The sequence below is a fragment of the Bradyrhizobium sp. 186 genome (assembly GCF_023101685.1).
Lineage (GTDB): Bacteria > Pseudomonadota > Alphaproteobacteria > Rhizobiales > Xanthobacteraceae > Bradyrhizobium.
The window spans coordinates 9,732,447-9,758,684 of record NZ_CP082164.1; the positions used below are offsets into that span (position 1 = coordinate 9,732,447).

General features: G+C 62.4%; 29 protein-coding genes. 16 read left to right on the forward strand and 13 right to left on the reverse strand.

Annotation, left to right across the window (positions count from 1 at the left end; genetic code table 11):
• Positions 1-22: 22 nt before the first annotated feature.
• On the reverse strand, positions 23-2,347 hold the full coding sequence (locus tag IVB18_RS46520; protein ID WP_247986752.1) for a TonB-dependent siderophore receptor: 2,325 nt from the start codon (positions 2,345-2,347) through the stop codon (positions 23-25).
• A gap of 158 nt (positions 2,348-2,505) precedes the next feature.
• On the opposite strand from IVB18_RS46520, the gene IVB18_RS46525 reads away from it, so the two are divergent.
• Positions 2,506-3,741 carry an IS701 family transposase gene (locus tag IVB18_RS46525; protein ID WP_247985537.1) on the forward strand — a complete coding sequence of 412 codons (1,236 nt, stop codon included), beginning with the start codon at positions 2,506-2,508 and terminating at the stop codon, positions 3,739-3,741.
• Between the two features lie 276 nt (positions 3,742-4,017).
• Here IVB18_RS46525 and IVB18_RS46530 read toward each other — a convergent pair whose 3' ends face one another.
• Together IVB18_RS46530 and IVB18_RS46535 are read right to left on the reverse strand one after the other, a co-directional pair.
• Positions 4,018-4,902, reverse strand: coding sequence for a dihydrodipicolinate synthase family protein (locus tag IVB18_RS46530; RefSeq protein WP_247986753.1), 885 nt, complete (start codon positions 4,900-4,902; stop codon positions 4,018-4,020).
• A complete protein-coding gene (locus tag IVB18_RS46535) occupies positions 4,899-5,096 on the reverse strand; it encodes a hypothetical protein (RefSeq protein ID WP_247986754.1) in 198 nt (65 codons plus the stop codon). The genes IVB18_RS46530 and IVB18_RS46535 overlap by 4 nt, the downstream gene beginning before the upstream one ends.
• On the opposite strand from IVB18_RS46535, the gene IVB18_RS46540 reads away from it, so the two are divergent.
• Together IVB18_RS46540 and IVB18_RS46545 are read left to right on the forward strand one after the other, a co-directional pair.
• Positions 5,089-6,501 carry an FAD-binding oxidoreductase gene (locus IVB18_RS46540; protein ID WP_247986755.1) on the forward strand — a complete coding sequence of 471 codons (1,413 nt, stop codon included), beginning with the start codon at positions 5,089-5,091 and terminating at the stop codon, positions 6,499-6,501. The two genes, IVB18_RS46535 and IVB18_RS46540, sit on opposite strands and share 8 nt — an antisense overlap.
• 26 nt (positions 6,502-6,527) lie before the next feature.
• Positions 6,528-7,208 (forward strand): GntR family transcriptional regulator, encoded by a 681-nt coding sequence (locus IVB18_RS46545; protein WP_247986756.1) that lies wholly within the window; start codon positions 6,528-6,530, stop codon positions 7,206-7,208.
• Positions 7,209-7,214: 6 nt separating this feature from the next.
• Here IVB18_RS46545 and IVB18_RS46550 read toward each other — a convergent pair whose 3' ends face one another.
• Positions 7,215-7,379: a hypothetical protein gene (locus IVB18_RS46550; RefSeq protein ID WP_247986757.1), complete on the reverse strand. Its 165-nt coding sequence runs from the start codon at positions 7,377-7,379 to the stop codon at positions 7,215-7,217.
• A gap of 197 nt (positions 7,380-7,576) precedes the next feature.
• On the opposite strand from IVB18_RS46550, the gene IVB18_RS46555 reads away from it, so the two are divergent.
• Positions 7,577-9,601 (forward strand): YgiQ family radical SAM protein, encoded by a 2,025-nt coding sequence (locus IVB18_RS46555; RefSeq protein ID WP_247986758.1) that lies wholly within the window; start codon positions 7,577-7,579, stop codon positions 9,599-9,601.
• A 248-nt stretch (positions 9,602-9,849) separates the two neighbouring features.
• Here the strand turns inward: IVB18_RS46555 and IVB18_RS46560 are convergent, their stop codons facing one another.
• Positions 9,850-10,098 carry a type II toxin-antitoxin system Phd/YefM family antitoxin gene (locus IVB18_RS46560; RefSeq protein WP_247986759.1) on the reverse strand — a complete coding sequence of 83 codons (249 nt, stop codon included), beginning with the start codon at positions 10,096-10,098 and terminating at the stop codon, positions 9,850-9,852.
• Positions 10,095-10,388, reverse strand: a complete 294-nt coding sequence (locus tag IVB18_RS46565; protein WP_247986760.1) for a type II toxin-antitoxin system RelE/ParE family toxin — start codon at positions 10,386-10,388, stop codon at positions 10,095-10,097. The genes IVB18_RS46560 and IVB18_RS46565 overlap by 4 nt, the downstream gene beginning before the upstream one ends.
• A gap of 315 nt (positions 10,389-10,703) precedes the next feature.
• Between IVB18_RS46565 and IVB18_RS46570 the strand changes: the two genes are divergently transcribed.
• Both IVB18_RS46570 and IVB18_RS46575 read left to right on the forward strand, forming a co-directional pair.
• On the forward strand, positions 10,704-11,003 hold the full coding sequence (locus IVB18_RS46570; RefSeq protein WP_247986761.1) for a type II toxin-antitoxin system HigB family toxin: 300 nt from the start codon (positions 10,704-10,706) through the stop codon (positions 11,001-11,003).
• 12 nt (positions 11,004-11,015) lie between these two features.
• Positions 11,016-11,387 carry a helix-turn-helix domain-containing protein gene (locus IVB18_RS46575; RefSeq protein ID WP_247986762.1) on the forward strand — a complete coding sequence of 124 codons (372 nt, stop codon included), beginning with the start codon at positions 11,016-11,018 and terminating at the stop codon, positions 11,385-11,387.
• Between the two features lie 34 nt (positions 11,388-11,421).
• On the opposite strand, the gene IVB18_RS46580 is transcribed toward IVB18_RS46575, so the two are convergent.
• Positions 11,422-12,231: a hypothetical protein gene (locus IVB18_RS46580; RefSeq protein WP_247986763.1), complete on the reverse strand. Its 810-nt coding sequence runs from the start codon at positions 12,229-12,231 to the stop codon at positions 11,422-11,424.
• Positions 12,232-12,382: 151 nt separating this feature from the next.
• Between IVB18_RS46580 and IVB18_RS46585 the strand changes: the two genes are divergently transcribed.
• On the forward strand, positions 12,383-13,405 hold the full coding sequence (locus IVB18_RS46585) for an LLM class flavin-dependent oxidoreductase (RefSeq protein WP_247986764.1): 1,023 nt from the start codon (positions 12,383-12,385) through the stop codon (positions 13,403-13,405).
• 107 nt (positions 13,406-13,512) lie between these two features.
• On the forward strand, positions 13,513-13,740 hold the full coding sequence (locus IVB18_RS46590) for a helix-turn-helix transcriptional regulator (RefSeq protein WP_247986765.1): 228 nt from the start codon (positions 13,513-13,515) through the stop codon (positions 13,738-13,740).
• Positions 13,741-14,109: 369 nt separating this feature from the next.
• Here the strand turns inward: IVB18_RS46590 and IVB18_RS46595 are convergent, their stop codons facing one another.
• Positions 14,110-14,766, reverse strand: coding sequence for a glutathione S-transferase (locus tag IVB18_RS46595; RefSeq protein WP_247991895.1), 657 nt, complete (start codon positions 14,764-14,766; stop codon positions 14,110-14,112).
• 114 nt (positions 14,767-14,880) lie between these two features.
• Between IVB18_RS46595 and IVB18_RS46600 the strand changes: the two genes are divergently transcribed.
• The 5 genes from IVB18_RS46600 to IVB18_RS46620 all read left to right on the forward strand — a co-directional run bounded on the left by IVB18_RS46600 (position 14,881) and on the right by IVB18_RS46620 (position 19,520).
• Positions 14,881-15,444: a TetR/AcrR family transcriptional regulator gene (locus IVB18_RS46600; RefSeq protein ID WP_247986766.1), complete on the forward strand. Its 564-nt coding sequence runs from the start codon at positions 14,881-14,883 to the stop codon at positions 15,442-15,444.
• 232 nt (positions 15,445-15,676) lie between these two features.
• On the forward strand, positions 15,677-17,971 hold the full coding sequence (locus IVB18_RS46605; protein ID WP_247991896.1) for an MHYT domain-containing protein: 2,295 nt from the start codon (positions 15,677-15,679) through the stop codon (positions 17,969-17,971).
• Positions 17,972-18,249: 278 nt separating this feature from the next.
• A complete protein-coding gene (locus IVB18_RS46610) occupies positions 18,250-18,720 on the forward strand; it encodes a YbaK/EbsC family protein (RefSeq protein ID WP_247986767.1) in 471 nt (156 codons plus the stop codon).
• Between the two features lie 115 nt (positions 18,721-18,835).
• Positions 18,836-19,258 (forward strand): CBS domain-containing protein, encoded by a 423-nt coding sequence (locus tag IVB18_RS46615; protein ID WP_247986768.1) that lies wholly within the window; start codon positions 18,836-18,838, stop codon positions 19,256-19,258.
• Between the two features lie 112 nt (positions 19,259-19,370).
• Positions 19,371-19,520 carry a hypothetical protein gene (locus tag IVB18_RS46620; RefSeq protein WP_247986769.1) on the forward strand — a complete coding sequence of 50 codons (150 nt, stop codon included), beginning with the start codon at positions 19,371-19,373 and terminating at the stop codon, positions 19,518-19,520.
• 370 nt (positions 19,521-19,890) lie between these two features.
• Here the strand turns inward: IVB18_RS46620 and IVB18_RS46625 are convergent, their stop codons facing one another.
• The 4 genes from IVB18_RS46625 to IVB18_RS46640 form a co-directional block, all read right to left on the reverse strand.
• Positions 19,891-20,361, reverse strand: coding sequence for a cyclophilin-like fold protein (locus IVB18_RS46625; protein ID WP_247986770.1), 471 nt, complete (start codon positions 20,359-20,361; stop codon positions 19,891-19,893).
• Positions 20,362-20,461: 100 nt separating this feature from the next.
• Entirely contained in the window at positions 20,462-21,577 is a 1,116-nt protein-coding gene (locus IVB18_RS46630; RefSeq protein ID WP_247986771.1) for an alpha/beta hydrolase, read from the reverse strand.
• Between the two features lie 62 nt (positions 21,578-21,639).
• Entirely contained in the window at positions 21,640-22,131 is a 492-nt protein-coding gene (locus IVB18_RS46635; RefSeq protein WP_247986772.1) for a hypothetical protein, read from the reverse strand.
• Positions 22,095-22,823: an MFS transporter gene (locus tag IVB18_RS46640; RefSeq protein WP_247986773.1), complete on the reverse strand. Its 729-nt coding sequence runs from the start codon at positions 22,821-22,823 to the stop codon at positions 22,095-22,097. Before IVB18_RS46640 ends, IVB18_RS46635 begins: the two co-directional genes overlap by 37 nt.
• A gap of 135 nt (positions 22,824-22,958) precedes the next feature.
• Between IVB18_RS46640 and IVB18_RS46645 the strand changes: the two genes are divergently transcribed.
• From IVB18_RS46645 to IVB18_RS46655, 3 genes are all read left to right on the forward strand, one after another.
• A complete protein-coding gene (locus IVB18_RS46645; protein ID WP_247986774.1) occupies positions 22,959-23,816 on the forward strand; it encodes a LysR family transcriptional regulator in 858 nt (285 codons plus the stop codon).
• A gap of 465 nt (positions 23,817-24,281) precedes the next feature.
• Positions 24,282-24,752, forward strand: coding sequence for an isoprenylcysteine carboxylmethyltransferase family protein (locus IVB18_RS46650; protein ID WP_247986775.1), 471 nt, complete (start codon positions 24,282-24,284; stop codon positions 24,750-24,752).
• A 141-nt stretch (positions 24,753-24,893) separates the two neighbouring features.
• On the forward strand, positions 24,894-25,178 hold the full coding sequence (locus IVB18_RS46655) for a GYD domain-containing protein (protein ID WP_247986776.1): 285 nt from the start codon (positions 24,894-24,896) through the stop codon (positions 25,176-25,178).
• A gap of 253 nt (positions 25,179-25,431) precedes the next feature.
• Here IVB18_RS46655 and IVB18_RS46660 read toward each other — a convergent pair whose 3' ends face one another.
• Positions 25,432-25,725 (reverse strand): phasin family protein, encoded by a 294-nt coding sequence (locus IVB18_RS46660; RefSeq protein WP_247991897.1) that lies wholly within the window; start codon positions 25,723-25,725, stop codon positions 25,432-25,434.
• Positions 25,726-26,238 lie beyond the last annotated feature (513 nt).

A 26,238-nucleotide genomic window follows, 5' to 3' on the forward strand; every position in this document is an offset into this window, starting at 1 on the left:
TTTTTGCGCCGCATCCCCATCGCTAGAACTTCACGGTTGCCGACAGCGACACGCGCCGCGCGTCACCGATCGCGACGTTTAAATTGTTGACGGCGGAGGGATAGTAGACGGTGTCGAACAGGTTCTTGACGTTGAGTTGGTAGATTACCGGGAACTGTCCGTACTTCGTTTCATAGGTCGCGAAAATGTCCGCGACGACATAGGACGGCAGCACGAAGGTGTTGGTGGAATCGCCGGGACGGTCCCCGACATAGCGCGCGCCGCCGCCGAGGCGGAGCTGGCCCGGCAATGCGGTTCCGAAGTCGTAGACCAGATAGAGCGAGGCGGTGTTCAAGGCGACGTTTTGAAGCTTCTTGCCATACAAGGTCGGATCCTCGGACGCTGTCACGCGCGCGTCGGTGTAGCCATAGCTACCGATCATGCTCCAGCTATCAGTGAGTCTTCCGGTGACGTCCACCTCGACGCCCCGCGAATGGGCGCGGCCGACGGTGTGAATCTCGACGACGTTTGCGCTGTTGGTCTGCGTTGTTTGCACGTTCTTCTTATCGAGGTCGTACAGCGCCACTGTGCCGGAGGTGCGCTGATTGAAATCGAACTTGACGCCTGTCTCGTACGACACGCCTTCTTCCGGCGCGACGTTGGAGCCGATCACGGCACCGATCGGAGCGATGGTCGAGTTCGGCTTCAGCGACTGCGTATAGCTCGCATAGAGCGAGATCTGATCGGTGAGCTTGAAAATGGCGCCTCCAAGCGGGAGGACCTTGTCCGCAGACACATTGGTGTTGGTGACGAAGGGCTTGCCGCGTCCGGCCAGCTGATCGTAATCCATGTAGCGCACGCCGCCGACCAAGGCGAGCCGTTCGGTCAGATGCAGCGTGTCCTGGAAGAACATCGACCATTGGCCAAGCTTGTCGGTCTGGGCACTGTCGGCCGCAACCACAGTGGTGCCCGGTCCAATCAAACCATAGACCGGATTATAGATATTAATGGGCGGGGTTGCCTGACGGATCAGATTGTCGCGATAGATGGTGCGATACTGGCCGTCGCCGCCGAACAGCACCTCGTTGCGCATGTTGCCGAGCCAGAAACCACCTGAGATATATGATGTCCCATAGCTCGAATTGCTGAACGAGCCCTGCGTGCCGTCATTGCTGCGCGTCTCTGCGCCGGTCGTGAAATTGATGCCGGTGATGCGGAGCTGGTTGGCGCTGAAGGTTTCGGTGTTGTAGCTGTAGCCCGCGTAGAGCTTCCAGTCCTGATTGAGGCGATGCTCGACCGAGGCCTGGATCAGATCCGACGTGCCCCATGTGTTGTTGAAGGGCTCGTCGAGCCGGCGCGTGGCGGGCACCGCCAAGGGCGCCTTGGTGACCGGGTTGAAGGCCGTGCCGCGGTCGAACGGATAGATGAACTCGCGATGCTCGTAGTTGAGCTGGACCGTGGTGTCCTGACCGTACCAGGCCAGTGACGGCGCGATCAGCATCTCGCGGTGGCGTCCAAAGTTCCGCCAATAATCCTCGCTGACCCCGTAGCCGATGAAGCGATAGGCAAGGCCCTGATCGCCGATCGGACCGGTGATGTCGAAGGTGCCGTCAGCGCCGCTGCGGTTGTTCGCGAAGGTCGAGCCGAGCACGGTGACCGAGCCGTACTGGTAGAGCTCCGGACGCTTGCTGATGGTGTTGACGATGCCGCCGGGATCCATGATGCCGTAGAGCATCGTGGCCGGGCCCTTCAGCACTTCGACGCTTTCGACCGCGGCGTTCAGGCTACGACCCTGCACCACCGGCATGCCGTTGCGCATGATCGAGCCGTCGCGGTTGTCGCCAAAGCCACGGCGGATGACCGCGTCCTGGCTGCCGGCGAGCGTGTTGGTCTGGGTGATGCCGGAGACATTGCCGAGTGCATCGTCGATGTTGCGCGGCAGCTGATCCTTCAGGACCTGCGCGGGCACGACGTTGACGGCCTGCGAGGTGTCGAGGGGCGAGGCGCCCGAGCGTAGCGTGGTCGCACTCGGCATCGCACGATAGCCGAGCTTTGCGGCCTGTTGTGCGGCAGCTTCAGCTGCGGCGCGTTCCGACAGCGTCGGCGCCGCGGGTGCGGGATTTCGATTGCGCTGACGTGCTGCGGTTTGCGCGCGGCGTGAAGGCTGTTCCGATGCGCGTGCCGGTTTGGGTCGCTGCGTCGGCGCGTCCACCTTCACCGGCGGCAGCGCCGATTGTGCCTGCGCAGGCATCGTATCGAAGGGACATTCGGTGAGCAGGACGGCTGCTCCGATGAGAAGACCTGCGCGGCTCTTGCCGGCACGATTTCGATGGCCGCTGACGCGCTGACCATCCACGTAGGCACGCACTTTCGATTCACTTCCAAGTCAGAGACAGCATTGAAGTTGGCGCGTCTAGCAGCCGCTGCGAATGAAGAGAACCGTAGGTGGCGTTGAATCCCTCTAGTGTTGAATCGTTCTAGCATTACAGTTGCTTTGTTTGCGGGCTTCTGAATCCATGGGCAACCATGATTCGAATGTCGTGGACGCGGGCCGCGTCGGTTGAGGAGACGCTTGCGTTGTGGGCGGCGTCGCTTCGAGAGATCAAGCAACGGATACGTCCGTTGTTCACGCAAGAGCGTGTGGCGACGAATGCAGGCTTGTTCCTGGAAGGTCTGCTCGGAGATGAGCAGCGCAAGACCGGCTGGATGCGCGCGGAGGCGGCTGGCGATCCTGGCCCATGGCGTCAGCAGGCGATCCTGGGTCGTGGAGATTGGGACGCTGATGCCCTGCGCGACATCGTCCGGGACTATGTCATCGAGCACTTGGCGGATGACGATGCGGTGCTGGTGATCGACGAGACCGGCTTTCTCAAGCAGGGTAAGGCCTCATGCGGAGTGGCACGGCAATACACTGGTTCGGCAGGGAAGATTACGAACTGCCAGATCGGCGTCTTCGCTACCTACGTTTCGCGTCATGGTCATGCGTTCATCGATCGCGCGTTGTATCTTCCGAAGGAATGGACCGACGATCCAGATCGTCTGGAAGCCGCATACGTGCCTGCCGATGTCGGCTTTGCGACCAAACCAAAGCTTGCGACGAGAATGATCGCACGTGCGATAGCCGCGTCTGTACCATTCAAGTGGGTTGCCGGTGACACGGTCTACGGTGTTGGCGATATCGAACAGCAGCTACGGCGGGCAGGCAAAGGCTATGTGCTCGGGGTCAGCAGCTCTCATGTCTTCCGATCCTGGGGCAAGCGACAGCCGGTCGCCGGCAAGGCCGAAGACATCGCCCGGACGCGGCGCCCGTCCGACTGGAAGCGCTTGTCGGCGGGAGCCGGAACCAAAGGACCGAGGCTGCATGACTGGTGTTATCTCGAACTGGCCGATCTCGAGGTCGAGCAGTTCAACAGCGCAAATGATGGTTTATGGACGCGCGGTCTGCTGATCCGTCGCCATATCGCCGATGGCGATCTCGCCTTCTTCACCACCTGGTGCCCAGCGGGAACATCAATTGAAACGCTGGTCGCGGTCGAAGGCCATCGATGGGCGATCGAGGACAGCTTTGAAACCGCGAAAAACGAGTTCGGGCTCGATCACAACGAGAGCAGGTCCTGGCATGGCTGGCATCGCCACGTGTCCCTGGTGATGCTCGCCTTCGCCATGATGGCGGCGATCCGCCATCGCGCCAATCCGCCACCGCCCAAAAAAACCAAACGCCGCCCCCCGGCAAAAGCCAAAGCACACCCACGCCGCCACTGATCCGTTGGTCAATCCAGGAAATCCGCCGCATCGCCATCAGGCTTGCTCGAAAGCGGATCCAACCCGCGCATGTCATCGCATGGTCATTCTGGCGCAGAGCTCACCAGGCTGCCGCTCAGCGCGCGCATCTCAAAGCAAAACGGCAACTGTAATGCTAGGCGTAGACGGACGCCGGGCGGCAATCACCGATTGCGGTTGCGCTAGATCGCGACACGTTGTGCGTGAGTTCGCGACAGTTGCAATCGGGCCGCGGCTCGCGCTACGCGGCCCGCGATCTCACGCGATGGCGGGCGTCGTCAACTCGTCGAGCTTGCGCTTGAGCGCGGCGCCGTCAGACAGGGCACGCAGCGGCGGACGCACACGCAACCAGCCTGCATCGCCCGTCTGCACGGCGAGAATGGCCTTCAGTGTCGCGAGAAAGCATGGTGTCTTCACCACAATGTCGATCGCGGCTTGCATCCGCGCTTCGACATCCTTGCCGTCGATCATCGCCTTGACCAGCTCCGGCGCGATATTGGCCATGCCGCAGATGGTGCCGGCGCCGCCGGCGGCAATCGCGCGAGCGATGTCGGCTTCGTTGCCGACGGTGATGGCGAGTTCGGGCGCAGCGGCGCGAAACGCCTGGAACTGCTTGAAGTCGCCGCTGGAGTCCTTCAGGCCGGCGACCAGCTTGCCGTAACGCTTGCGCAGATTCGCGGCGATGGCGGTCGGGATCGCAACGCCGGAGACCTGCGGGATATGATAGAGCGAGGCGCGCAGGCGTTCGTCGGCGACCCCATCGATGATCGCGGCAAAGGCATCCTCGATGCCTTCAGGCGTGACGTTGCGATCGAAGTACGGCGGCAAGAACAGCACGTGGCGCAGGCCGAGGCCGAGCACGGCGCGCGTCAGCGCGATGCTGTCGCTGATAGCGGGAAATCCGCCGCCGATCCCGATGCGCTCCGCCGCGACGCCGGCCTTGAGCACGGCTTCAATGGTCGCGACGCGTTCGTCGACGTTGAACGAGGTGCCCTCGCCGGTGGTGCCGAACAGCACGACGCCGTCGACGCCTTTGCTGAAGAGCTGCCTGGCGTGGCCGGCGAGCTTGGCGGAATCCACGCTGCCATCCGGCGCAAGCGGCGTTGCCGACGCCACCCAGAACCCGCGAATTGCCTTCGTCATGACACCACCCATTGCTGCGGCTTCGGAATAAGCCCCTGATCCATAATGATCTTCGGGGTAATGATCTTCGGGGTTGACTGAAGCCTTGTTTTTGCTTTTATCTTGTACCTTACATACAAGGTGGATGCAATTCCCTCGCCGCAGTGACGTGCAACAGCCGCCCGGCGTGATCCACAAGAGGTCTTCATGGACATGGTGACCGCCATCGAACGGTCCGAACAATTGCTCGGCGCCCTGTGCGAGAGGCTCGGTGCGGCCGCCGTGCTGACCGGCAAAGATGTGCCTACACGCAATTGCAACGACTGGAGCGCGAGCCTGCCGCAAACCCCGCTTGCGGTGATCCGTCCGCTCGACGCGCAAGGTGTCTCCGATGCGATCGCGACATGCCGAGAGGCGCGGCTGCCCTTCGTGCCGCAGGGCGGGTTGACCGGGCTCTGCCGCGGCGCCTCGCCCGAGCCGGGCTGGGTCGCGATTTCGCTCGAACGGATGACCGGCATCGAGGAGATCGATCGCGCGTCGGCGACGATGACGGTGAAGGCCGGCACGCCGCTGGAAACGATCCAGAAGGCCGCGGACGAAGCCGGCTTCTTCTTTCCGCTCGATCTTGGCTCGCGCGGCTCCTGCGCCATCGGCGGCAACCTCTCCACCAACGCCGGCGGCAATCGCGTGATCCGTTACGGCATGGCGCGCGAACTGGTGCTCGGGCTCGAAGTGGTGCTGCCTGACGGCACCATCATCACCAGTCTCAACAAGCTGATGAAGAACAATGCCGGCTACGATTTGAAGCACCTCTTCATCGGCTCGGAAGGCACGCTCGGCATCATCACCCGCGTGGTGCTGCGGCTGTTTCCAAAACCGCGCTCGACCATGGCCGCGCTGTGCGCGGTGAAGGACTATGCGGCGGTGATCGCGCTGCTCGATGCGGCGCGCTCTGGACTGGGCCCGCTGCTATCGGCGTTCGAGGTGATGTGGCCGGACTATTGGGACGTCATTACGACGCGCGCCGGGGTCAAGCCGCCGGTTGGCGCCGGCCACGGCCTCTACGTGCTGGTGGAGGCGCAGGGCACCGACGAGAGCCTGGATGCGCCGCGCTTCCAGAACTGGCTTGAAGAACTGATGGAGCGCCGGCTGCTCGTGGATGCCGCGGTGGCGCAATCGCTGGCACAGACCCAGGCGTTCTGGCGGGTGCGCGACATCTGCGCCGAGTTCGGCCAGGTGCTGGGGCTGCACATCTCCTACGACATCGGCCTTGCCGTGGCGCGGATGGACGAGTTCGTCACGCGCTGCAAGGCCGCGCTCGCCACGGGCATCAAGGGATGCGAGAGCGTCTATTACGGCCATATCGGCGACGGCAATCTGCATCTGGTCTCCTGGGTCACGGGCCTGTCCGTCGAGCAACAGCCGAAGGAAGAGATGGACACGATCATCTATAGCCTCGTGCGCGAGATGGGCGGCAGCGTCTCAGCCGAGCACGGCATTGGCACTCTGAAGAAAAAGTGGCTGGGGCATGCGCGCAGCGAAGCCGAGATCGCGCTGATGCGAACGCTAAAGGCCGCGCTCGATCCCGATCATCTGCTCAATCCCGGCAAGGTAATCTGACCGGCGCAATCCGACGGGGAGAGCCGATGAGATCCTTGAAGCTCGATGCGCCGAAATCGCTGTCACAGCGGGTGATGCAGCGGCTGCGCCAGGCGATCATCGACGGCGAGTTCGCGCTGGGGGCAGCGATCTCCGAGGAGATGGTGGCCAACTCCTTCGGCGTCAGCCGCACGCCGGTGCGCGAGGCGATGGGACAGTTGCAGGCGCAAGGGCTGGTGGTGATCCGGCCGCAGGTCGGCAGCTTCGTGTTCACGCCGAGCGCCGAGGACATCAATGCGCTCTGCACTTTCAGGATCGCGCTCGAGCCCAAGGCCGCCGAGCTCGCCTTTCGCCACGATCGCGACGGCGCGGTCGCGACGATGAGCGGTGCGATCGCGGCGATGGAGCCGGCGGTCGCGGTACGCGACAACATCGCGTATGGGCGCGCCGACGCCGCCTTTCACGAAGCGCTGTTCGCGCATTGCGGCAACCGCTATCTCGTCGAATCCTACCAGCTCGTTTCGGGCCGCGTCGCTGCGCTGCGCACCAACCTGACCTCGCCGATCGACGTTCGGACACCCACGTCGTTCGACGAGCATCGCAAGCTGCTCGATCTGTTCGGCCGCGGCGCGTTTGCGGAGTTCGAGAAGTTGATGACGACGCACATCACCAATTCCGGCGTCGTCTATGCCAAAGCCTTGAAAGTGGACGCGCTGAAGGTGGATTGAGCGCGGCTACCGCGCGCCTTTCGGTTCCGGCCTGTCCAGAAAATCCAGCGCGGTGTTGATCTGTTCGAGCTGGTGCTCGATCTTGTCGCGGTCCTCGACCGACTGCGCCTCCTCGAGCTGTTCCACGAGCTTCTGCTTCCGCAACAGCAAGTTCTCAATGACTGTACCCACAGCTCCCCCATCGCCCGAGACAAACGTCGAGGCAAAATCCGGTTGCGAGCAATTGGTTCCTGGGCCGCAGCGTGCGCCTCAGCAGACGGAACTACCTGCGCAGGCTCGCCCGGACGACGCCTTCGCCGGCATGGCTCACATCTCCGCAGCACATCGTTGGTTGTGTTCGCGGGCCCGCAGGCTTATGCGTAAACACCATGAACACCCCTGCCATCGCCGAAAAGCCCTTGATGTCGCGGTCCCCTGACCGTGCGCGCAAGCCCGCGCCGTTCCTGCCGATGAGCCGCGCCGAGATGAATGCGCTCGGCTGGGATGCCTGCGACATCGTGCTGGTGACGGGCGATGCCTATGTCGACCATCCGAGTTTCGGCATGGCCATCATCGGCCGTCTCCTTGAGGCGCAAGGATTCCGGGTCGGCATCATCGCGCAGCCGGACTGGCATTCGGCCGAGCCATTCAAGGCGCTGGGCAAGCCAAAAGTGTTCTTCGGCGTCACCGGCGGCAACATGGATTCGATGGTGAACCGCTACACCGCGGACCGCCGTTTGCGCCACGACGATGCCTATACCGCGGGCGGCGAAGGCGGCAAGCGGCCGGACCGCTGCACCATCGTCTACGCGCAGCGCTGTCGCGAGGCGTTCAAGGACGTGCCGGTCGTGCTCGGCGGCATCGAGGCGTCGCTGCGCCGGATCGCGCATTACGACTACTGGTCCGACAAGGTGCGCCGCTCGGTGCTGGCCGACGCCAAGGCGGACCTTCTGCTTTATGGCAATGCCGAGCGCGCCGTCGTCGAGGTGGCCAACCGTCTTGCCGCCGGCGAGGCACCGCGCGAACTCGACGACATCAGGGGTGTCGCGCTGTTTCGCCGCGTGCCCGAGGATTACGCAGAGCTGCACGCGGACGATCTCGACTCCGCCGACGAAGGCGCATCGCGGACGAAAGGCGCCATCGTGATCCGGCTGCCGGCCCTGGAGCAGGTCGAGCAGGACCGCGAGGCCTATGCGCGTGCGTCACGCGTGCTGCACCGGGAGAGCAATCCCGGCAATGCGCGGCCGCTGGTGCAGCGTCATGGCGATCGCGATCTGTGGCTGAACCCGCCGCCGATCCCGCTCACCACCGAGGAGATGGACGCGGTCTACGACCTGCCCTATGCGCGCGCGCCGCATCCATCCTATGGCGACGCGAAGATCCCAGCGTGGGATATGATCAGGTTCTCGGTGACGATCATGCGCGGCTGCTTCGGCGGCTGCACCTTCTGCTCGATCACCGAGCATGAGGGCCGCATCATCCAGAACCGCTCCGAAGGCTCGATCCTGCGTGAGATCGAACAGATCCGCGACAAGACGCCCGGCTTCACCGGCGTGATCTCCGACATCGGCGGTCCCACCGCCAACATGTACCGGATGGCGTGCAAGGATCCGAAGATCGAGGCGGCGTGCCGGTTGCCGTCCTGCGTCTTCCCCGAGATCTGCCCGAACCTCAACACCTCGCATGACGATCTGATCCGGCTCTATCGCAAGGTGCGCGAGACCAAGGGCATCAAGAAGGTGATGGTCGCTTCCGGCGTCCGCTACGACCTCGCAGTGGAGAGCCCCGAATACATCAAGGAGCTCGTCACCCATCACGTCGGCGGCTATCTGAAGATCGCGCCGGAGCATACCGAGCGCGGCCCGCTCGACAAGATGATGAAGCCGGGCATCGGCGCCTACAACCGCTTCAAGCGGATGTTCGATGCCGCGGCCGAGCAGGCCGGCAAGAAATATTACCTGATCCCGTATTTCATCGCGGCGCATCCGGGCACGACCGACGAGGACATGATGAACCTCGCGCTCTGGCTCAAGAAGAACCGCTATCGCGCGGATCAAGTGCAGACCTTCCTGCCCTCGCCGATGGCGACCGCGACGGCGATGTACCACACCGGCGTCAATCCGCTGCGCGGCGTGCGGCGCGGCGGCAGCGACAAGGTCGAGGCGATCAAGGGCCTGCGGCAACGCCGTCTGCACAAGGCGTTCCTGCGCTATCACGACCCCGACAATTGGCCGGTGCTGCGCGAGGCGCTGAAAGAGATGGGCCGCGCCGATCTGATCGGCTCCCGCCCCGAGCAGCTCGTGCCCGCGCACCAGCCGCCCGGCACCGGCAAGGCCGCCGGCACACGACGCCCTGTGCGCCCCGGCGACAAGACGCAGCGCTTCACGACCAAGGGCCTGCGGGTGATGAAGTAGCGGGCAAAGGCGCGATGAGATCGGGGTCGGCCTGGCCTGTTCGTGCCCCAAAACAAAAATGTCGAAAACAACCCCATGCACAGTAGCCGGCGCTAGCCGGATCAATGGCTTAGGCGCTTTGCGAAGCCGTTGACCCGTCGGGCAAAACAGGCGCACGATGCTATCATCGCGACAATCGAGATAGCGCGAGTCCTGCGATACGGTGTGCGGCACACAGGCAGGCCATGATGCCGCGTAGGCCTTAGCCGCTACTCCGTATCGAGATCCTCGAGCTTCACGCCACGTCCCGCGCGCAGGCTGTTCCGCGCCTGTTCGACACGCTGGAGGAAACGGGGATCATGCTCCAAGCGATACTCGAACCAATCCTCCTCCGATTCGAATCCAATCAGCACGCCTGCCGGCTTGCCGTGACGCGTGATGACGATCTCCTGGGTCTCCGCCTCACGAAGATAGCGGGACAGATCGTCTTTGATCTCTGAGAGCGGGACCTCTTTCACTCCGGATTTCCGAACTGTGCGAGCCATGACTCGGCCTCCGATTTGGCAACGATCGCCAGAATTTCGACGGTCGTGCCGGAAACATCGTAGAATACTCGGACATCATCCACACGCAGCCTGTATTGAGGCCGGCGCAATCCCCGCAACTTCTTGATCCGGCTGCGGCTGATTTTATCGGGCTCGTGTCTCAGATGCGTTTCCAGCGCAGTACGAACGGCCGCCCTTACATGCGCCTTGATGCGCTTGAAGTCTTCAACCGCTTCTGGAGCAAGGATGACGTCAAAGGACATTTTGGCCAGATTATAGCCAGAATTTTGGTTCTCGTCAAAATGTCAGAATACTACCCCTTACCGATCATCCATCGGCTGCCCGCATGCGCCGCGACCTCGTTGGCGGCAGGCGACTTCGGCCCGGCACCGGCGCGATTGGCGCCCCGTCAGAAATGCGCAGATGGCCAATCCCTGCACCAGCGCCGCGGCAACATGAAATCCTGGCGCGGCCGGCGTACCCCGCCGGGAGCCATTCGCGGAACAGACCGAAGGCCGCCGGCGCAATCACCGTGGCAGGTCATCGCGCCCATTTTGGGCGCATGAAAATGTGATGGCATGCGGATCATTGCCCGGCGCACGTTGCGGGAGTTCGTCGAGGCACGGCGAGCACACAAGGACCAAGCTGCGCGGAAGGCAGCCCTCGATGCGTGGTTCGATGAAGTCAGGAAAGCGCGGTGGTCGAGCGCAGCGGATATCAAGCGCAGCTACGCGACCGCCAGCATCATCTCGGCGGACCGAGTTGTGTTCAACGTCAAGGGCAACGACTATCGGCTGGTCGTCGCCATCGATTTCGAGAAGAGCATCGTGTGGATCAATGGATCGGCACGCACCGGGATTACGACAAGATCGATGTGAGAGAGGTTCGACATGGCGGCGACTGAGATAAAGCCGATTCGGACGAAGCGAGACTATGATGGTGCGCTCAAAGCGGTGGAGCGCCTCTGGGGCACGAAGTCGGGCACGCCTGAGGGTGATCGGCTGGACGTGCTCGCGACCCTCATCGATGCATACGAGACCGAGCATTACCCAATGGACCCTCCCGACCCGGTTGAGGCCATCAAGTTTCGCATGGAGCAGCAGGGGCTGACGCGGCGAGACCTGGAAGAGATTATTGGGACACGCACCCGCATCTCCGAGGTTCTGAACCGAAAACGCGGACTATCGATCACAATGATCCGCCGCCTTCACGAGCGTCTCGGCATCAGCGCAGATGTGCTGATCCGATCGAGCCGAAAATAGGCAGCGTGAGGAACAATGCGGACGTACTGCGTTGCTATGAAGCCGCTACAGCAGTGGTCGTTGTCGGTGGGGGCTCAGGGAGATGCCGTAACATCGCGGTCATTGCGCTGTGCGCCATGCCTATGATCGATATTGCCTCATCTAGGGTGAGTGCGGCATCGGGATGCATAAGCGGATTTCTATGAAGCTTGCTTAAATGCTCCAAGATTCCCAACACTTTCTCGTCGCCTCGACCGCCTTGTCGCATCGCATTGATGTACACGGCTATGTTTCTCACTTTCGGCTGAGGCCGCCCGCTAGTCACTTCCGTGTAGTAGCGGCGCAGAACTGTTTCCACAGCCCTGAAAACGTGCATGCCACAAGACGTAGGTAACTCGTAGCAAAGCGCTCTCCCGGCTTCGATTACATCGAACCTGGCTTCTGGCACTTTGACCCACAATTCCATTGGGAAAAGACGCCAAGGCTCTTCCAAAAGTGAAAGGGTGTCGAAACTTCCTTTTTGGCTCACAAAGTAGGCTGGGAAGGTGCCGATCTCTGCAGTAAATGCAGTTTTAAATTGAGCGTAGAGCCGGCCGATATGGGCAGCCACGTAGCCCAGTTCTTTTGCCCAGTTCTTCTCCGTATCGCCTTCGTGCTTCAGGGCCTCAAGGAGGTCACTCGCCAACCTTCTGGAGCTTCGAAGATTGGGCGAAAAAACGCTTCCGGTCAGAAGCGCTTCTAGCGTCGCCTGAGCGCCCCAGATCGTAAAAATCTCGTCATTGAGCGTCGCCTTTGGATTCAGCCTCGCGAGCGGCTCTAAGCTCTCACAGAGGCCGAAAACGTAAGGCAATGAGATTCTAATCATGGGCTTCCCCATCCCCGGTTGCATCGTCTCACGTTAGCACCGGCAAAATGGGTACGGCAGTATGCAGTATAATGTGCCATTTCCGCTCGTGGCTGTATCCCTCTTCGGCCGGAGTCTCGCAAACCGTCCCGAGCGTCACTAGATTACCCTCATGAAAAAAATCGGATTTCTCTCGTTCGGGCATTGGACGCCCTCGCCACAGTCGCAGACCCGCTCGGCTGCGGATACGCTGCTGCAATCCATCGAGCTTGCCGTTGCCGCGGAAGAGCTCGGCGCGGATGGCGCCTATTTCCGTGTGCATCACTTCGCGCGCCAGCTCGCTTCGCCGTTTCCACTGCTTGCGGCCGTCGGCGCCAGAACCAGCCGCATCGAGATCGGCACCGCCGTGATCGACATGCGCTACGAGAACCCGCTCTACATGGCGGAGGACGCGAGTGCCGCCGACCTCATCGCCGGCGGCCGGCTCCAGCTCGGCATCAGCCGCGGCTCGCCCGAGCAGGTGATCGATGGCTGGCGCTATTTCGGCTACCAACCGGCCGAAGGCAAGAGCGACGCCGACATGGGCCGGCGTCATGCCGAGGTCTTTCTCGACATCCTGCGCGGCGAAGGTTTTGCAAAACCAAACCCGCAGCCGATGTTCCCAAATCCGCCGGGGCTCTTGCGGCTCGAGCCGCATTCCGAAGGCCTGCGCGAACGGATCTGGTGGGGTGCGGGATCGAACGCCACGGCGGTCTGGGCGGCCAAGCACGGCATGAATTTGCAGAGCTCGACGCTGAAGAACGACGAGACCGGCGAGGCCTTTCACGTGCAGCAGGCAGCCCAAATCCGTAGCTTTCGTGGCGCATGGAAGGAGGCCGGCCACACCCGCGAGCCGCGCGTGTCGGTCAGCCGCAGCATCTTCGCGCTGATCGACGATCGCGACCGCGCCTATTTCGGCGGAGAGCGCGGAGGCGAGGACCAGATCGGCTTCATCGACCCGCGCACCCGCGCGATCTTCGGCCGCTCCTATGCCGCCGAGCCTGATGTCCTGATCGAGCAGCTCCGGCAGGACGAAGCCATCGCCGAGGCAGACACGTTGCTGCTGACGGTGCCGAACCAGTTGGGCGTTGCGTATTGCGCGCATACGATCGAGGCGATCTTGACGCACGTCGCGCCTGCGCTGGGGTGGCGGTGAGGCGTACGCGTGGTGCGTGTTCGGCCTGTTCTTGGCAAGCAGGCAACAGCAATACTGGCACGCCACGGCCGATGAAAATGGGTGTTACGGGGAGGAAATGAGATCACATGACAATCCCATTCGGGAAGCTCAAGGCTCGTCTTCTGGCCAACCCAAAGGTCAAGGCCGAGTATGACGCGCTCGCTCCGGAATTCGAGATCGCCGCTGAATTGCTCAGGGCTCGCTTGCGGGCCGGGTTCTCGCAGTCCGAATTGGCCGCCCGAATGGGCACCAGCCAGTCTACGATCGCCCGACTTGAAAGCGGACAAACGCTGCCGAGCACGAAGACACTTTAGCGCTATGCCGAGGCGACCGGCAGCAAGTTCCGCGTGCGGCTATCGGCGGCCTGATGTCGCGTTTGTACGCGATCGGAACGGCGTCGTATGAAATCGCCGATGGCACGCCACGGCCGATGAAGATGGGCACTGTTCGTTCGCCGCGGCGCCATGATTTGGCACTCAACTCCTCTCGATTCTTGGTCAACCTTGGCTGAAGGACAGGTTTGATCAGTCGAAACCATGATCGCTTGGGCAAACTTCGACGGCCGACGTCAGCCGGTCAAGGATCGGAAGATTTCCTCCGCCTGACCGACCGAGAGCTTCATGGGTTGGACAACTTCGGAAGCGCCTGCTGCTACAGACACTCGCGGTGGCGCAGCCCTGATATCAGGCGGACGCTTCCGCCGGTTCTGACATCGTCACCCGGTTCTTGACGCTGGGACGCTCCTGCATCCGGGCGTACCAGGCTTGGAGAGCCTCGCATTCCGCAGGCACCGGCAGCTTCACGAGCCCGGCAAAGATCAAGCCGCCGATGACCGTGATGTCGGCCATCGAAAAGGCCTCGCCGGCGACGAATGGCTGCTTTTTCAGAATGCCATCGAAATAGTGCATGCCCCGCAGGGCCTTGTCGCGCTGACGCAAGCCCCACTCGGCGTTCTGATAGATCTCGACGTCGGGTCCAAGCCCCGGTGTGGCGTGATGAAAGTAGATGCTGACCGCATCGAGCAGCTCCAGCTCGGCGCGCTTGCTCATCATGTGGATCACGCCCTTTTCGCGCGGTGTCCTGCCGGTGAGCAGGGGAGCGCCGTCGAGCGCGTCAAGATATTCGGTGATGGCGGTGCATTCGCCGATGAAGGTGCTGTCCTCAAGTTCGAGCACCGGCAGCGTGCCCGAGTAGTTCTTGGCCAGAAACTCGGGCTTCTTGTGCTCGCCCTTCCAAAGGTCGACCGTCACGAACGCGACGCGCGGCCGCAAATTCTTTTCGGCCAAAGCGATGCGGACGCGCGCGGGGTAAGGGCCGGTGGGCCAGTCGTAAATCTTCATCACAGTAACTCTCCTTTATCTACCTGCCACTTGGTAGATGACTATAGCCTTCAAATTTCTGCGGTCAAAGCCTATCTGTCACTTGGTAGATAACGAGGCGGTGAAGGAAGCGACATGAGTTCCAGTGCGCGGGAAGCCATCCTGGCGGCCGCCAAGCGGACCGCACAGGCGCACGGCTATGGCGGCCTGAACTTCCGCGATCTCGCCGCTGAAGTCGGCATCAAGGCCGCCAGCATCCACTATCACTTTCCGAGCAAAGCCGATCTCGGCGCAGCGGTCGCCAAACGCTATTGGGAGGACACCGCGGCGGCGCTCGAATCCATGCTGGCCGAAACCTCGGATCCCCGGCGCTGCCTGCACCGCTATCCCGACATCTTCCGCAAGGCGCTCGAAAGCGGCAACCGCATGTGTCTGCACAGCTTCATGGCTGCCGAGCATGACGATTTGCCGGACGCGGTGAAGCAGGAGGTGCAGACCTTTGCCGACGTGAACATCGCCTGGCTGAGCAAGGTTCTGTCCGCTGCGGCGCTGGCGGGCTCCGAGGACAGCGAACGGCGGGCGCGCGCGATCTTCGCCGCCATCGCCGGCGCCCAGCTCCTTGCGAGGAGCCGCTCGGATCTCTCGCTCTACGACGCCTTGATCGACAGCTACCGCGCGGCCGGTCTGCTGCCGGCATAACGGATGGTGCCCGCAAGTTCCGCTCCTTGCGCGGCGCGGGATCACCATTCGCGACACGATCGACCCGATGACACCATCAGAGTGGCGGCGCGGCAGGATTGCGTGCACCATAACAGCCGATTCTCGTGGACGCCTGCGGTCGCGGCGCCCATCTTGGTGCCGAGGACGACTTCGGTGTCGGGGAGGACATCATGCGTAAACCCGAATGCAACTTCGGCTAGCGTTGGCCGAAATGCATCACCATGTGGCTTTTCACGATCCCGTTCTGGTCGCACTATCGATTCTGATCGCGGCCCTCGCCTCCTATACAGCATTGGACTTGGCGACCCGAATGCGAGCTGCTTCGGGGAGGGCCCGCCGATCCTGGCTCGTGGCCGCTGCGATTGCCATGGGCGGTGGCATCTGGTCCATGCACTTTGTCGGCATGCTGGCCTTTAGCCTGCCCGGAATCGAGATCTCGTACGACCCCTTCCTGACTCTGCTCTCGCTGGTCATTCCGATTGTCGTCGCCGCTGCCGCCTTTGCCGTTGTCGGACGACGCCCACAGGCGCTCCTCGCATCAGGCTTCGCCATGGGACTTGGCATCTCCGGCATGCACTATACCGGCATGACCGCGATGCGAATGGCGGCCATCATCGAGTACGATTCCGGCTGGGTCGTGCTCTCGATCCTGATCGCGATCAGCGCCTCGATCGTGGCGCTCTGGCTCGCCTTTCGCAACACCAACGCGGTCCAGCGGCTGTTCGCGGGATTGGTGATGGGCCTTGCGATCTCCGGCATGCACTACGCCGCGATGGAAGGCGCCATGTTCCTGCCGACGACCGCCACGGCCCGGCAGGCAGGACATCTCGGTGTCGGCCAGGCGCCGCTCGCGTTCCTGCTCGCCGGCATCACCATCGTGATCCTGAGCATCGGGATCGCGGCGGCCGTCTATGACAGGGCTTCCGCGGAGCGCGCCCAACGCGAGGCCAACGCACTGAGGCGCAGCGAAGAACGCTTTCGCCTCCTTGTGGAAGGTATCGTCGACCACGCGATCTTCATGCTCGATCCGGACGGGCGCGTGGGCAATTGGAATCTCGGCGCGCGCCGGCTGATGGGCTATGGCGACGACATCGTAGGGACGAGCTACACCATTTTTCATACCGAGGAAGATTGCGCGGCCGGGGCGCCCGCGCGCGCGCTCGTTGAAGCCGAGCGGGAGGGGAAGTCCGCAATCGAAGGCTGGTGCGTGCGCAAGGACGGCAGCCGCTTCTGGGCGGAGGCAACGATCGTCGCGGTCCGGAACGAAAGCGGCGCAATCGCCGGCTTTGCGAAGATCGTGCGCGACGTCAGCGAAAGGAGACGGGCGCAGGAAGCACTGGATCAGGCGCGCGAAGCACTGATGATGTCGCAGAAGATGGAGACCATCGGCCAGCTCACCGGCGGCGTGGCCCACGACTTTAACAACCTGCTCGCGGCCGTTCTCGGCAGCCTCGAGCTTCTGAAGAAGCGCCTGCCGTCGGGCGATCCGAAGATCCAGCGCCTGGTGGAGAACGCGATGCAAGGCGCGGTGCGGGGCGCCTCCCTGACCCAGCGCATGCTCGCTTTCGCGCGTAAACAGGATCTCAGGCCGGCGGTCGTCGATGTCCGCGAGCTGGTGCGCGGCATGGAATCATTGTTGAAATTCGAGGCCGGAATTCGTGTCGAGACGCTGTTTCCGATGCACCTGCCGAAAGTGAAGGTCGACGCCAACCAGCTCGAACTGGCTATCCTCAACCTGGCGGTCAACGCGCGTGATGCGATGCCGGACGGTGGCCTGATTACCATCGCCGCGCGCGAGGAGCAGGACGAAGGCGGCCTTTCGAACAGCGGCTATGTTGCGCTCTCGGTGAGCGACACGGGCTGTGGCATGGACGATGAGATCCTCAAGCACGCTCAGGAGCCATTCTTTACGACCAAGGGCGTCGGCAAAGGCACCGGGCTCGGTCTGTCGATGGTCCACGGACTTGCCGAGCAGTCCGGCGGCAGGCTCGTATTGAAGAGCCGTCCCGGAGAAGGCACGACAGCCGACATCTGGCTGCCGATAGCCGAGGAGACCGCGGTGCCAGAGCTGCGCGCAGAGGCTCCGGCACCCGCAGCTCGGGCCAGCCGGCAGCTTTCCGTGCTCGTCGTCGACGACGACCTCCTGGTGCTTGAGAACACGGCAGCGATGTTGGAGGATCTTGGGCACATCGTGGTCGAGGCGCGCTCGGGCGATGAGGCACTGGCTTTGCTCCGCCGCACGCGTACCGTCGACCTGATCGTTACAGACTATGCCATGCCTGGCATGACCGGACTGCAACTGGCCAGCGCTGTCGCTGCGGAGCGTCCGGAGACGGTCATCCTCCTGAGCACGGGATACGCGGAGCTTCCCAGCGATGCGCGATCCAGCCTGCCGCGCTTGTCAAAGCCGTTCGACCAGGCCGCGCTTGCGAGGGCTATCGAGGCGGCGATGGGCGAAGAAGAGCCAACCGGATCTATCGTCGCCTTTCGGCCGAAGAGCGCATGAATGCCGGGATGATGAATGGCGCGCCACGGCCGATGAAGATGGGCACTATTGCTTCGCCGTGGCGCTATGATGCCGGGCCGACCACGCGCTCCCATTGTCTAATCTGCGACAACCTGCGATCTTCCGCCACGCGTGGTGGGCGGCTGTCTTCCCGATCTCGCCAATTGCGGCGTTCGAGGGCAAGGCCTATGCTGAAGTCTGGAAATCACGCGGCCGCCCATCGTGCGGCGGGACAGCCTCGCGGTGGATGGCTCGCATACCCATCCGGAGGCCACGCCATGTCCATTGCCCCCACGCTGCACCGGTATCTGGCTGCCGAGAACATCCAGTATGCCGAGATTCCACACGATCTCACCATGTCATCCACGCGCGCGGCGCAGGCCTGCCACGTCTCGGGCGATCGTCTCGCCAAGGCCGTCGTGCTGCGGCATGACGGCGGCTATATGCTCGCGGTCGTGCCGGCATCGCACCATCTCAACCTGCCGGACTTGAAGGAGAGGCTTGGCGAGGATCTCGCGATGGCCAACGAAACCGAGATCAACCGGCTGTTCGCGGACTGCGCGCACGGAGCCGTTCCGGCGCTCGGCCGGTGCTACGGGCTCGACCTCATCGTCGATGACAGCATCCGGGCCCAGCCCGAGGTCTATATCGAAGCCGGCGATCACGAGACGCTGCTCCAGCTCACCCATGCGCAGTTCGCGCACCTGACGGCCAATGCACCGCATGGACGCTTCAGCGTGCACGACTGACGCGGCATGACGGCGAGATAAGCCCCGGTGCGCCTCGCTCACGGCGAGCGTGCGGTCGTATCCGGTTCGTTGTATAGTCACGTCGCGGGGGCTGCGTTCGCAACGGAGGTCCTCCATGAAGGTCAGAGATGTGATGCACAAGGGCGTCGATTGGGTCAGCCCCGACACCCCGATCATCGAGATCGCTAAGTTGATGCAAGGGCACGACGTCGGCTGCATTCCGATCGGCGAAGACGACCATTTGATCGGGATGGTGACCGATCGCGACATCGTCTGCAAAGGCCTTGCAAGCAAGAACTTCAATGCTGCGCGCATGACAGCGCGGGACGTGATGACCGAAGGCATCCATTGCTGCCGGGAAGACGACGATCTGGCGAAAGCCCTGCATCACATGGAGACGCTGAAGATCCGCAGACTGCCTGTGATCAACAGGAGCAGGCGGATGGTTGGCATGATCAGCCTGGGCGATGTCGGCCAATCCGCCCCCGCTGATCTGTTGACCCAATGCGTCAAGGGCGTGTCGGCCCATCATCATTGACGCAACGCCGGCTCGATACCGGAACTTCGCATGCTGGGCTGCGTCGTCGCCGGCACGGGCGTGGCATTGTTGCCGCGCAGCGTCCTGAGTACGTCTCCGGATAAAAACGACTGTGGTCCACGCGCTGCGGCCAGGCGAGAACGGGGCTGAGACCGTTCTCATCTGGCGCAAGGGCGCGGGCTCGCCGAACATCCAGGCTTTGCAACAGCTCCTGAGCGACAACAGTCAGGCGGGCCGGGCGAAGGTCAAGCGCAAGGTCTGAGACCACAGATTCACCCACCGCGAGCACCGCTTGGAATTGCCGCTGCTGGCATATCGCGTCGATCCCGGGATTGATCGAGACAGCCGCCGGCGAAGGCCAGGACGCCATTGCGATATTGGCTACACGCCCGCGCTCAAGGCGTAAGACGCAGTCCGTCGCAGATTTGCGATCCTGCGGGGCTCGTTGTTCAGGTTGATGCCGAAATGGCGCGCCAGCGTAGACGAAACTACATTTTCGCTGGAGCGCTATGAAATCGTACTCCGTTTTGCGCCAACACCACCTACGGCGCGGCAGAGCCCGCCGCAGCGCTATGATTTGGCTGTGCGTAGGTGCTTATGACACGGGACGCTGCACGCATGGTTCGATGAACTCAGGAGAGGATTTCGACGCGCAGCGGGTGCTCACCGCGCAGAAGCAGCGGCTTGGGACCTTCGTCCAACCGCCCCAGCCGGATCAGGCCGCGCGACCAGTGGTACGGGCCGTGAAACAACGCCAGGTTGCCCCAAGGCGCGAAGTAGCAAAGATCGCCCGGCGCCTCGTTGCCGAAGCGGCCGCTGCCTTCCTCGGTCAGCTTGCGCGGCAGATAGGCGATCTTCTCGTTGGTCGAATAGTCGCTGATCGTGAGATCCAGCGGCAGCAACGAGACCAGATCCCGCGCGGAGGGATTGTCCTCCAGCGTTGCCGTGAAATCCTGATCCGCAAAGACAAATCTGAGGCGCATAGTAGCTCCCTTCCGATCCGGAGCTGTATTGGACTGAGCGCGCACCAACGAGGGAAGCGCGTGGCCAGCAGCGGCAGCCAGCAGTGTGCGACGCGAAAATGGCGCTGGCCTGTATGCCATTTCAACTTCCTTCCTGTTGCGAGGCGAGTGACGAGCCAACAAGAAAAGCTGGATGAAAGCCAAAACACTCGTCATCGGTTCCCTCCGATTCCGCGCATGGTTATGCAGCCAGATGCCGACCGAAGAAGCTCGTCAGCTTGTCGAACGGGATGAGGTCCACGCGATCGTAGAGGTCGACGTGACCGGCTCCCTTGACCCAAACCAGCTCCTTCGGTTCCGCAGCGCGCTTGTAGGCATCCTCACTGAACTCGCGGGAGTGCGCTTGGTCGCCCGAGATGAACAGCATCGGGCGCGGCGAAATCGTCTCGATGTCGTTGAAGGGATAGAAGTTCATGAATTTGACATTGCTGGTGAGCGTCGGATGCGTGGTGAGTCGGGGCGTCGAGCTGGCGGGCGTGAACTCGCCGCGCGGCGTGCGGTAGAAGTCGTAGAATTCACGCTGAATCGGATGGGTGTCGGCGGTCAGTTCATGCACCGTTCCGCTGGTGTATTCGGTGCTGCCGCCTTCGAACTCGACCCACCGCTGCGCGGCGGCTTCGGCGATGATCTGCTTGCGCTGCTCGACCGTTTGCGAGTGATTGAGCGCGTCGCGGTTGGCCGCGCCCATATCGTACATGCTGACGGTCGCGATGGCCTTCATGCGCGGGTCGATCTTGGCCGCGCTGATGACGAAGCTGCCGCTGCCGCAGACGCCAATCGCGCCAATGCGGTTCCTGTCGACGAACTCGCGCGTCCCGAGGAAGTCGACCGCCGCGCTGAACGCTTCGGCGTAGACATCCGGCGAAACGATCTGACGGGCTTCGCCCTCGCTCTCGCCCCAGAACAGCAGGTCTATTGCCATGGCGAGAAAGCCCTGCTCGGCCATCTTCGTGGCATAGAGGCTAGCGCTCTGCTCTTTCACCGCGCCCATCGGATGGCCGACGACGATCGCGGGATGCCGCGTTGCGCGGTCGAGGTTGTTGGGAAGGAACAGATTACCCGCGACCCTCCACTCATACTGGCTTTTGAACATGACTTTTTCAGAAGTCACTTGATCACTGGTGTAGAAATTGTTTGCTCCGTTTGACATGTCTTGAGCCTCTGCGAAGGGGATGTTGAAGAGTGAAGCTGCGCCGAAGGCGGCAACGCCAGCGCCGGTCAGCTTGAGGAGTTCTCGTCGGCCGATGTCGCGGGCCGGCGCTTTCCGAGTGGTCGTGTCAGGGGTGTTCGTAGGCATCTCTGATTTCCTGCAAGGTTGAGTTGGTATTGAGCCGCCCGCAGCATTGGCGGTCCTGCCCGTCATTCCCGCTTCAGCAGACGTCGGCCATCGCCGATGAGTGCTATTGAGAGCCCGGCCAGAACGACGCTGCCGATGAAGGTCGCGAAGATCGTCATGCCATCCAGAAGCAGCCCGCCGACCACGGCGCCCAGCAGGATCGATGATTGGATTGCCGCGACCATCAGGCTGCCGGCGGCCTCGGGCGCATCGTCCGCGTTCTGCGACATCCATGTCATCCAGATCACCGACATCGCGGTGTTCATCGCGCCCCAGAGCGCGAGGAACAGGCCCGTGGCGATCACCGAGCCGCCCAAAAACAGCAGCCCCAGCGTGCAGGCGCCCATCAGCAGCGCGGGCAGCTTCAGCAGAGGCGCGACGCTGCCGCTGAGGAAACGGCCTGCCGCCCATGTCCCGACAAAGCCGGCACAGCCCCGCACGAGCAGCAGGATCGAGAGCGTCGTCACATCCGGACCCGTCACCTGCTCCAGAAACGGGCGCAGATAGGTGAACATGGTGAAGGCCGAACCCCAAGACAGCATCGCGGCGGCAAGGCCGCGCAGGAAATGGGGCGCTTCAGCAGGCCGGACATGGTCCGGAAATCCTGCCGCTGGCGTGCGGGCAGAGACGGCAGCGCAACCACATGCCAGACGAGGTTGATGGCGACGATAGGCGTCAGCGCCCAGAACACCGCGCGCCATCCGAACATGCCGCCCAGATAGCTGCCGATCGGCGCGGCAAAGGCCGCGGCGATGGCCTGGCCGCCATACATCAATGCAAGGGCACGCGGCACGTCGCTTTCGGTAACCAGCCGCATGATGACGGCGGTCGCCAGCGCCCAGAAGCCGCCGATGCAGATGCCGAGCAAGGCGCGGCCGATCATCAGCACCGCGAAGTTCGGAGCCGCCGCAACCAGAACCAGCGACAGCAGCATGAAGGCCGTCATCGCGACCAGAACCCATTTCCGGTTCAGCGTTCCGGCGGTGGTGGTGATGACCATGCTCGCGGCCACCGCGAAGAGGCCGCTGATCGAGATTGCCTGTCCAGTTTGGCCCTCGGTCGCGCGTAGCCCCTCGGCCATTGGCGTGAGTAGGCTGACCGGCATGAATTCCGACGCGATCAGCAGTGCCACGCAAAGCGCCATCGAAAGGACAGCGCCCCAGGCGGCCGGTTTGCTTCCTGCATCTGATGGGGCGGCAACCACCATATCGCTGGCTCCTGCATAAATTGCTGCAGTGCAAACTTAGGGGCTTTGCTATAAAACGATTACCCGCCGAAATTGGAATGAACTTATAGGTCAGGTCGATTAATCTATCGGGCGAGTGACGAAGGAAGGACCTTCATGGCCAGAACCGATCTCAACCAACTGATGTGGTTCCAGGCCGTCGCCGAAGAGCGCAGCTCCACCAAGGCGGCGGCAAAGCTCGGCGTGGCGCAATCGACGCTCAGTCACACGATCAAGCAACTCGAAGCGCGCACCGCAGGCGAGAGGCTGATGCAGACGATCGCCCCGCGCATCGGCGAAATAGAGGACGAGATCGCGGCTTTGATGGCGTTCCGCGAGAAGCCCTCAGGCACAATCAGGCTGACCCTGTCCGACCACGCGCTGGAAAGCGTCGTATGGCCCAAGCTGAAACCGGTCCTCAGCGCCTATCCCGATATCGGCGTGGAACTTATCCTGGACAGCACTTTCCGCAATATCGTCGAGGAAGGCTTCAACGCCGGCGTCCGGCTGGGAGAGAGCGTCGAGAAGGACATGATCGCGGTCCGAATCGGCGCGGACTGGCGTTTGGTGGCGGTGGCGTCGCCAGCATATTTCGCCGCGCATGGGGCGCCGAAGCATCCGCAGGATCTGGTCCGGCACGTCTGCATCAATATGCGCCACGAAACCGCCGGCGGTCTTTATGCTTGGGAGTTCGAGAAGGACGGACAGGCGCTGCGTGTCCGGGTGAACGGTCAACTAACCTTCAACAACTCCTACGCCATGATCGATGCGGCGGTGAACGGCTACGGCATCGCCTATGTGCCCGAAAACATCGTGGAACGGCACGTCGTATCGGGTTTGCTGGTCCAAGTTTTGGATGACTGGTCGCCCTTTTTCGATGGCTATTTCCTCTACTTTCCCAGCCGTCGCCAGAATCTTCCCGCCTTCAAAGTCATTGTCGATGCGCTTCGGCATCGGGACCGGTCGGGATTGTGATTTCCCCTTCGCCGTTTGCGCTCAGGCGCGTGGTCGGTAAGGCTCATTCGTGAACCTTCGACAAGCGCACCAAGTGACGGCTTAGGGTCGAGATCCGGCATACGGCTCAGGCGTTAAGCGTCCTTCACCACCAGAGCATTGCGTCGATAGTTGCGCATGGGATCCTATGCGCAACTATCGCCACGTATGCGCAACTTTCTCCCATCCGCGTCGGCAGGAGCGAAGTGGCTGATAACGTAGGGAAACTGAGTGCGCCCGCGAGCCGCATCGCGCTATGGCGTAGAAAAGGCAGTGGCGCGCCATGGCTGATGAAGATGGGCACTACTCGTTCGCCGTGGCGCTATGATGCGGCAGCCCGCCACGCGCTCCAACCGGCAAATATCGGACTGCCCGCGATTTTGCGCTACGCTTGCAAATAGTTTTCAACTGGCCACATCAAGGGAGCGCAGCTTCACCGGTCCCGCCATGGTTGACACGGCAGATACCGCGAATGTCATTGTCCGGCCGCCGATCGCGTGGGCGCTCGCGGTGCTTGCCGGGCTCGTGCTCAATTGGCTTATGCCCTTGCCGTTCTTGCCGGCCGCGGTACCTGCAGGCTGGCTCGGCGCGGTAGTGTTTGTCCTTGCGCTGGCGCCGGTCGCGTGGGCGATCTCTACCATGACCCGGGCCGGCTCGAACGTGCCCACCAGCCTGCCGACCACGACCATCGTGGAGGCCGGCCCCTACCGCTTCACGCGCAATCCCATCTATCTCGGCATGGTGCTGGGGCTCATCGGCTTGGCTATTGCCTTCAACAGCCTCTGGCTGCTGATGACGCTGGCGCCCTTTGCGCTTGTCATCCGCTACGGTGTGATCACCCGCGAGGAAGCCTATCTCGAGCGCAAGTTCGGGGACGTCTATCGCCGCTACCGCGCGCGGGTACGGCGCTGGCTGTAGGGCTTGTCGGACAAAATACGGGGCCGTGGAGTCCGTAACCCGCCGTTCCCGCTACGCAGAACGGCATGGGCACGGGTCGCCGGAAGGCGTATAATTGTATGGTCCTTCGCGCAATATGATCAACATCATGTGGAGGTGGCCATGAAATATGTGCTGCTTGGTAATCTGAGCCCGGAGTGGGCAAGCAAGCAATCGGAGCGGATCGGCAAGGCCAAGGCAAAGCTCGACAAGCTGGGCATCAAGATCGAGTCGATCCACTACACGCAGGGCTACTACGATTTCGTCGACATCGTCGATGCCCCGAATCAGGGGGCGATGCTCGCGTTCTCGGTCTGGTACTCGACCCAGGGTCTGGGGCGGATTCAAAGTATGCCGGCCTTCGACGCAAAGAGCTTCGAAACCGCGATCAAGGACGCAGCGGGCTAAGCGCCGGGTGGTGGCTCACAGCTTTCCTGCCAACCACCTGTGCCACCTCGCTTGCGCGAGCTTCTCCCGACCCTCGGGATCGAAATCCGATGCTCAATCCAGCTGAAGCTACGAGCGTCTGCGGCTCGATCGGAGTTCTGATGCTTTCAAGCCGTCCGCGTCAGCGCAAAAAACGGCCCCCGGGAAACCGGAGCCTGTGCTTTCACACAGCCTGCATCAAGGCAGCTATTTGCTTCGCGTGCCGGTGCGAGATCTAGCGCCCGACTTGGGTCGCCTTGGCCGCGAAGCCTTCCCATGGCTTGAAGAACTGCATCGCAAGTTCGCTGTAGAGTTCACAAATCTTCTGCGACTCAGCGACAAAGTCCGCATAAGCCCGCCTTGCGAATTCGGTCTGAACCTCGAACGCCTTGTCGAACGACCGCACGCCCATGAGCTTTTCGACAAAGGAGCTGGTCTCCTGGAAAGACTTCATGGTGTAATCCCGGTAGGCATTCGCGATCGTTTGAATGCTGATTGGACGGTTGTCCGCCGGCGCAACGGCGACGATTGAGGGGGCCTCCGTCGGTGCAATTTCGCCGATTTGGGGCACATCCGCCGGGGGTGCCCCGCTTGAGGGAAACTCCGCCGGCGCGGCCGCGTGGTTCGTGGGGGCGTCGGCTGACGCGACCATTGCGCCGACTTGATCTTCATCCCGTTGGTCGAGCTTCGCGCTCTGCTGTTGACCAGGTTTCTGGCTCCGCTGGTCCGCCTTCCGGCCGCGCTGGCGGGGCTTCCCGGTCGATTTGTCCTGGCGTTTAGTCGACATTGTTGAACTCCGCTGGTTCCGAATCAAACCGAACGCCAATGCTCTGCCATGTTTGCGATCGAATCACGGTGCTGGTTTGCTACTTACGCGGCGTTGATGTGGTGACTGGAACTCTGAACTGCGGTCACTGAAGTGCGGGCCCGGCGATCAGTCGTAAATCTCCCCTTGGTCTCCGATAACTGATGCACCCAGGGCGCGAACAGGTTCCCTGGCAAGGCGGCGGATACCGGAGGCGGGCAGATCAAAATCGGGCGG

Excerpts from the sequence above, each read along its gene's own strand:
- IVB18_RS46525 (WP_247985537.1), top strand. The coding sequence starts at position 2,506 with ATGATTCGAATGTCGTGGACGCGGGCCGCGTCGGTTGAGGAGACGCTT.
- IVB18_RS46530 (WP_247986753.1), bottom strand. The coding sequence starts at position 4,902 with ATGACGAAGGCAATTCGCGGGTTCTGGGTGGCGTCGGCAACGCCGCTT.
- IVB18_RS46540 (WP_247986755.1), top strand. The coding sequence starts at position 5,089 with ATGGACATGGTGACCGCCATCGAACGGTCCGAACAATTGCTCGGCGCC.
- IVB18_RS46535 (WP_247986754.1), bottom strand. The coding sequence starts at position 5,096 with ATGTCCATGAAGACCTCTTGTGGATCACGCCGGGCGGCTGTTGCACGT.
- IVB18_RS46545 (WP_247986756.1), top strand. The coding sequence starts at position 6,528 with ATGAGATCCTTGAAGCTCGATGCGCCGAAATCGCTGTCACAGCGGGTG.
- IVB18_RS46555 (WP_247986758.1), top strand. The coding sequence starts at position 7,577 with ATGAACACCCCTGCCATCGCCGAAAAGCCCTTGATGTCGCGGTCCCCT.
- IVB18_RS46565 (WP_247986760.1), bottom strand. The coding sequence starts at position 10,388 with ATGTCCTTTGACGTCATCCTTGCTCCAGAAGCGGTTGAAGACTTCAAG.
- IVB18_RS46570 (WP_247986761.1), top strand. The coding sequence starts at position 10,704 with ATGCGGATCATTGCCCGGCGCACGTTGCGGGAGTTCGTCGAGGCACGG.
- IVB18_RS46575 (WP_247986762.1), top strand. The coding sequence starts at position 11,016 with ATGGCGGCGACTGAGATAAAGCCGATTCGGACGAAGCGAGACTATGAT.
- IVB18_RS46580 (WP_247986763.1), bottom strand. The coding sequence starts at position 12,231 with ATGATTAGAATCTCATTGCCTTACGTTTTCGGCCTCTGTGAGAGCTTA.
- IVB18_RS46585 (WP_247986764.1), top strand. The coding sequence starts at position 12,383 with ATGAAAAAAATCGGATTTCTCTCGTTCGGGCATTGGACGCCCTCGCCA.
- IVB18_RS46590 (WP_247986765.1), top strand. The coding sequence starts at position 13,513 with ATGACAATCCCATTCGGGAAGCTCAAGGCTCGTCTTCTGGCCAACCCA.
- IVB18_RS46595 (WP_247991895.1), bottom strand. The coding sequence starts at position 14,766 with ATGAAGATTTACGACTGGCCCACCGGCCCTTACCCCGCGCGCGTCCGC.
- IVB18_RS46600 (WP_247986766.1), top strand. The coding sequence starts at position 14,881 with ATGAGTTCCAGTGCGCGGGAAGCCATCCTGGCGGCCGCCAAGCGGACC.
- IVB18_RS46605 (WP_247991896.1), top strand. The coding sequence starts at position 15,677 with ATGCATCACCATGTGGCTTTTCACGATCCCGTTCTGGTCGCACTATCG.
- IVB18_RS46610 (WP_247986767.1), top strand. The coding sequence starts at position 18,250 with ATGTCCATTGCCCCCACGCTGCACCGGTATCTGGCTGCCGAGAACATC.
- IVB18_RS46615 (WP_247986768.1), top strand. The coding sequence starts at position 18,836 with ATGAAGGTCAGAGATGTGATGCACAAGGGCGTCGATTGGGTCAGCCCC.
- IVB18_RS46625 (WP_247986770.1), bottom strand. The coding sequence starts at position 20,361 with ATGGCATACAGGCCAGCGCCATTTTCGCGTCGCACACTGCTGGCTGCC.
- IVB18_RS46630 (WP_247986771.1), bottom strand. The coding sequence starts at position 21,577 with ATGCCTACGAACACCCCTGACACGACCACTCGGAAAGCGCCGGCCCGC.
- IVB18_RS46635 (WP_247986772.1), bottom strand. The coding sequence starts at position 22,131 with ATGTTCACCTATCTGCGCCCGTTTCTGGAGCAGGTGACGGGTCCGGAT.
- IVB18_RS46640 (WP_247986773.1), bottom strand. The coding sequence starts at position 22,823 with ATGGTGGTTGCCGCCCCATCAGATGCAGGAAGCAAACCGGCCGCCTGG.
- IVB18_RS46645 (WP_247986774.1), top strand. The coding sequence starts at position 22,959 with ATGGCCAGAACCGATCTCAACCAACTGATGTGGTTCCAGGCCGTCGCC.
- IVB18_RS46650 (WP_247986775.1), top strand. The coding sequence starts at position 24,282 with ATGGTTGACACGGCAGATACCGCGAATGTCATTGTCCGGCCGCCGATC.
- IVB18_RS46655 (WP_247986776.1), top strand. The coding sequence starts at position 24,894 with ATGAAATATGTGCTGCTTGGTAATCTGAGCCCGGAGTGGGCAAGCAAG.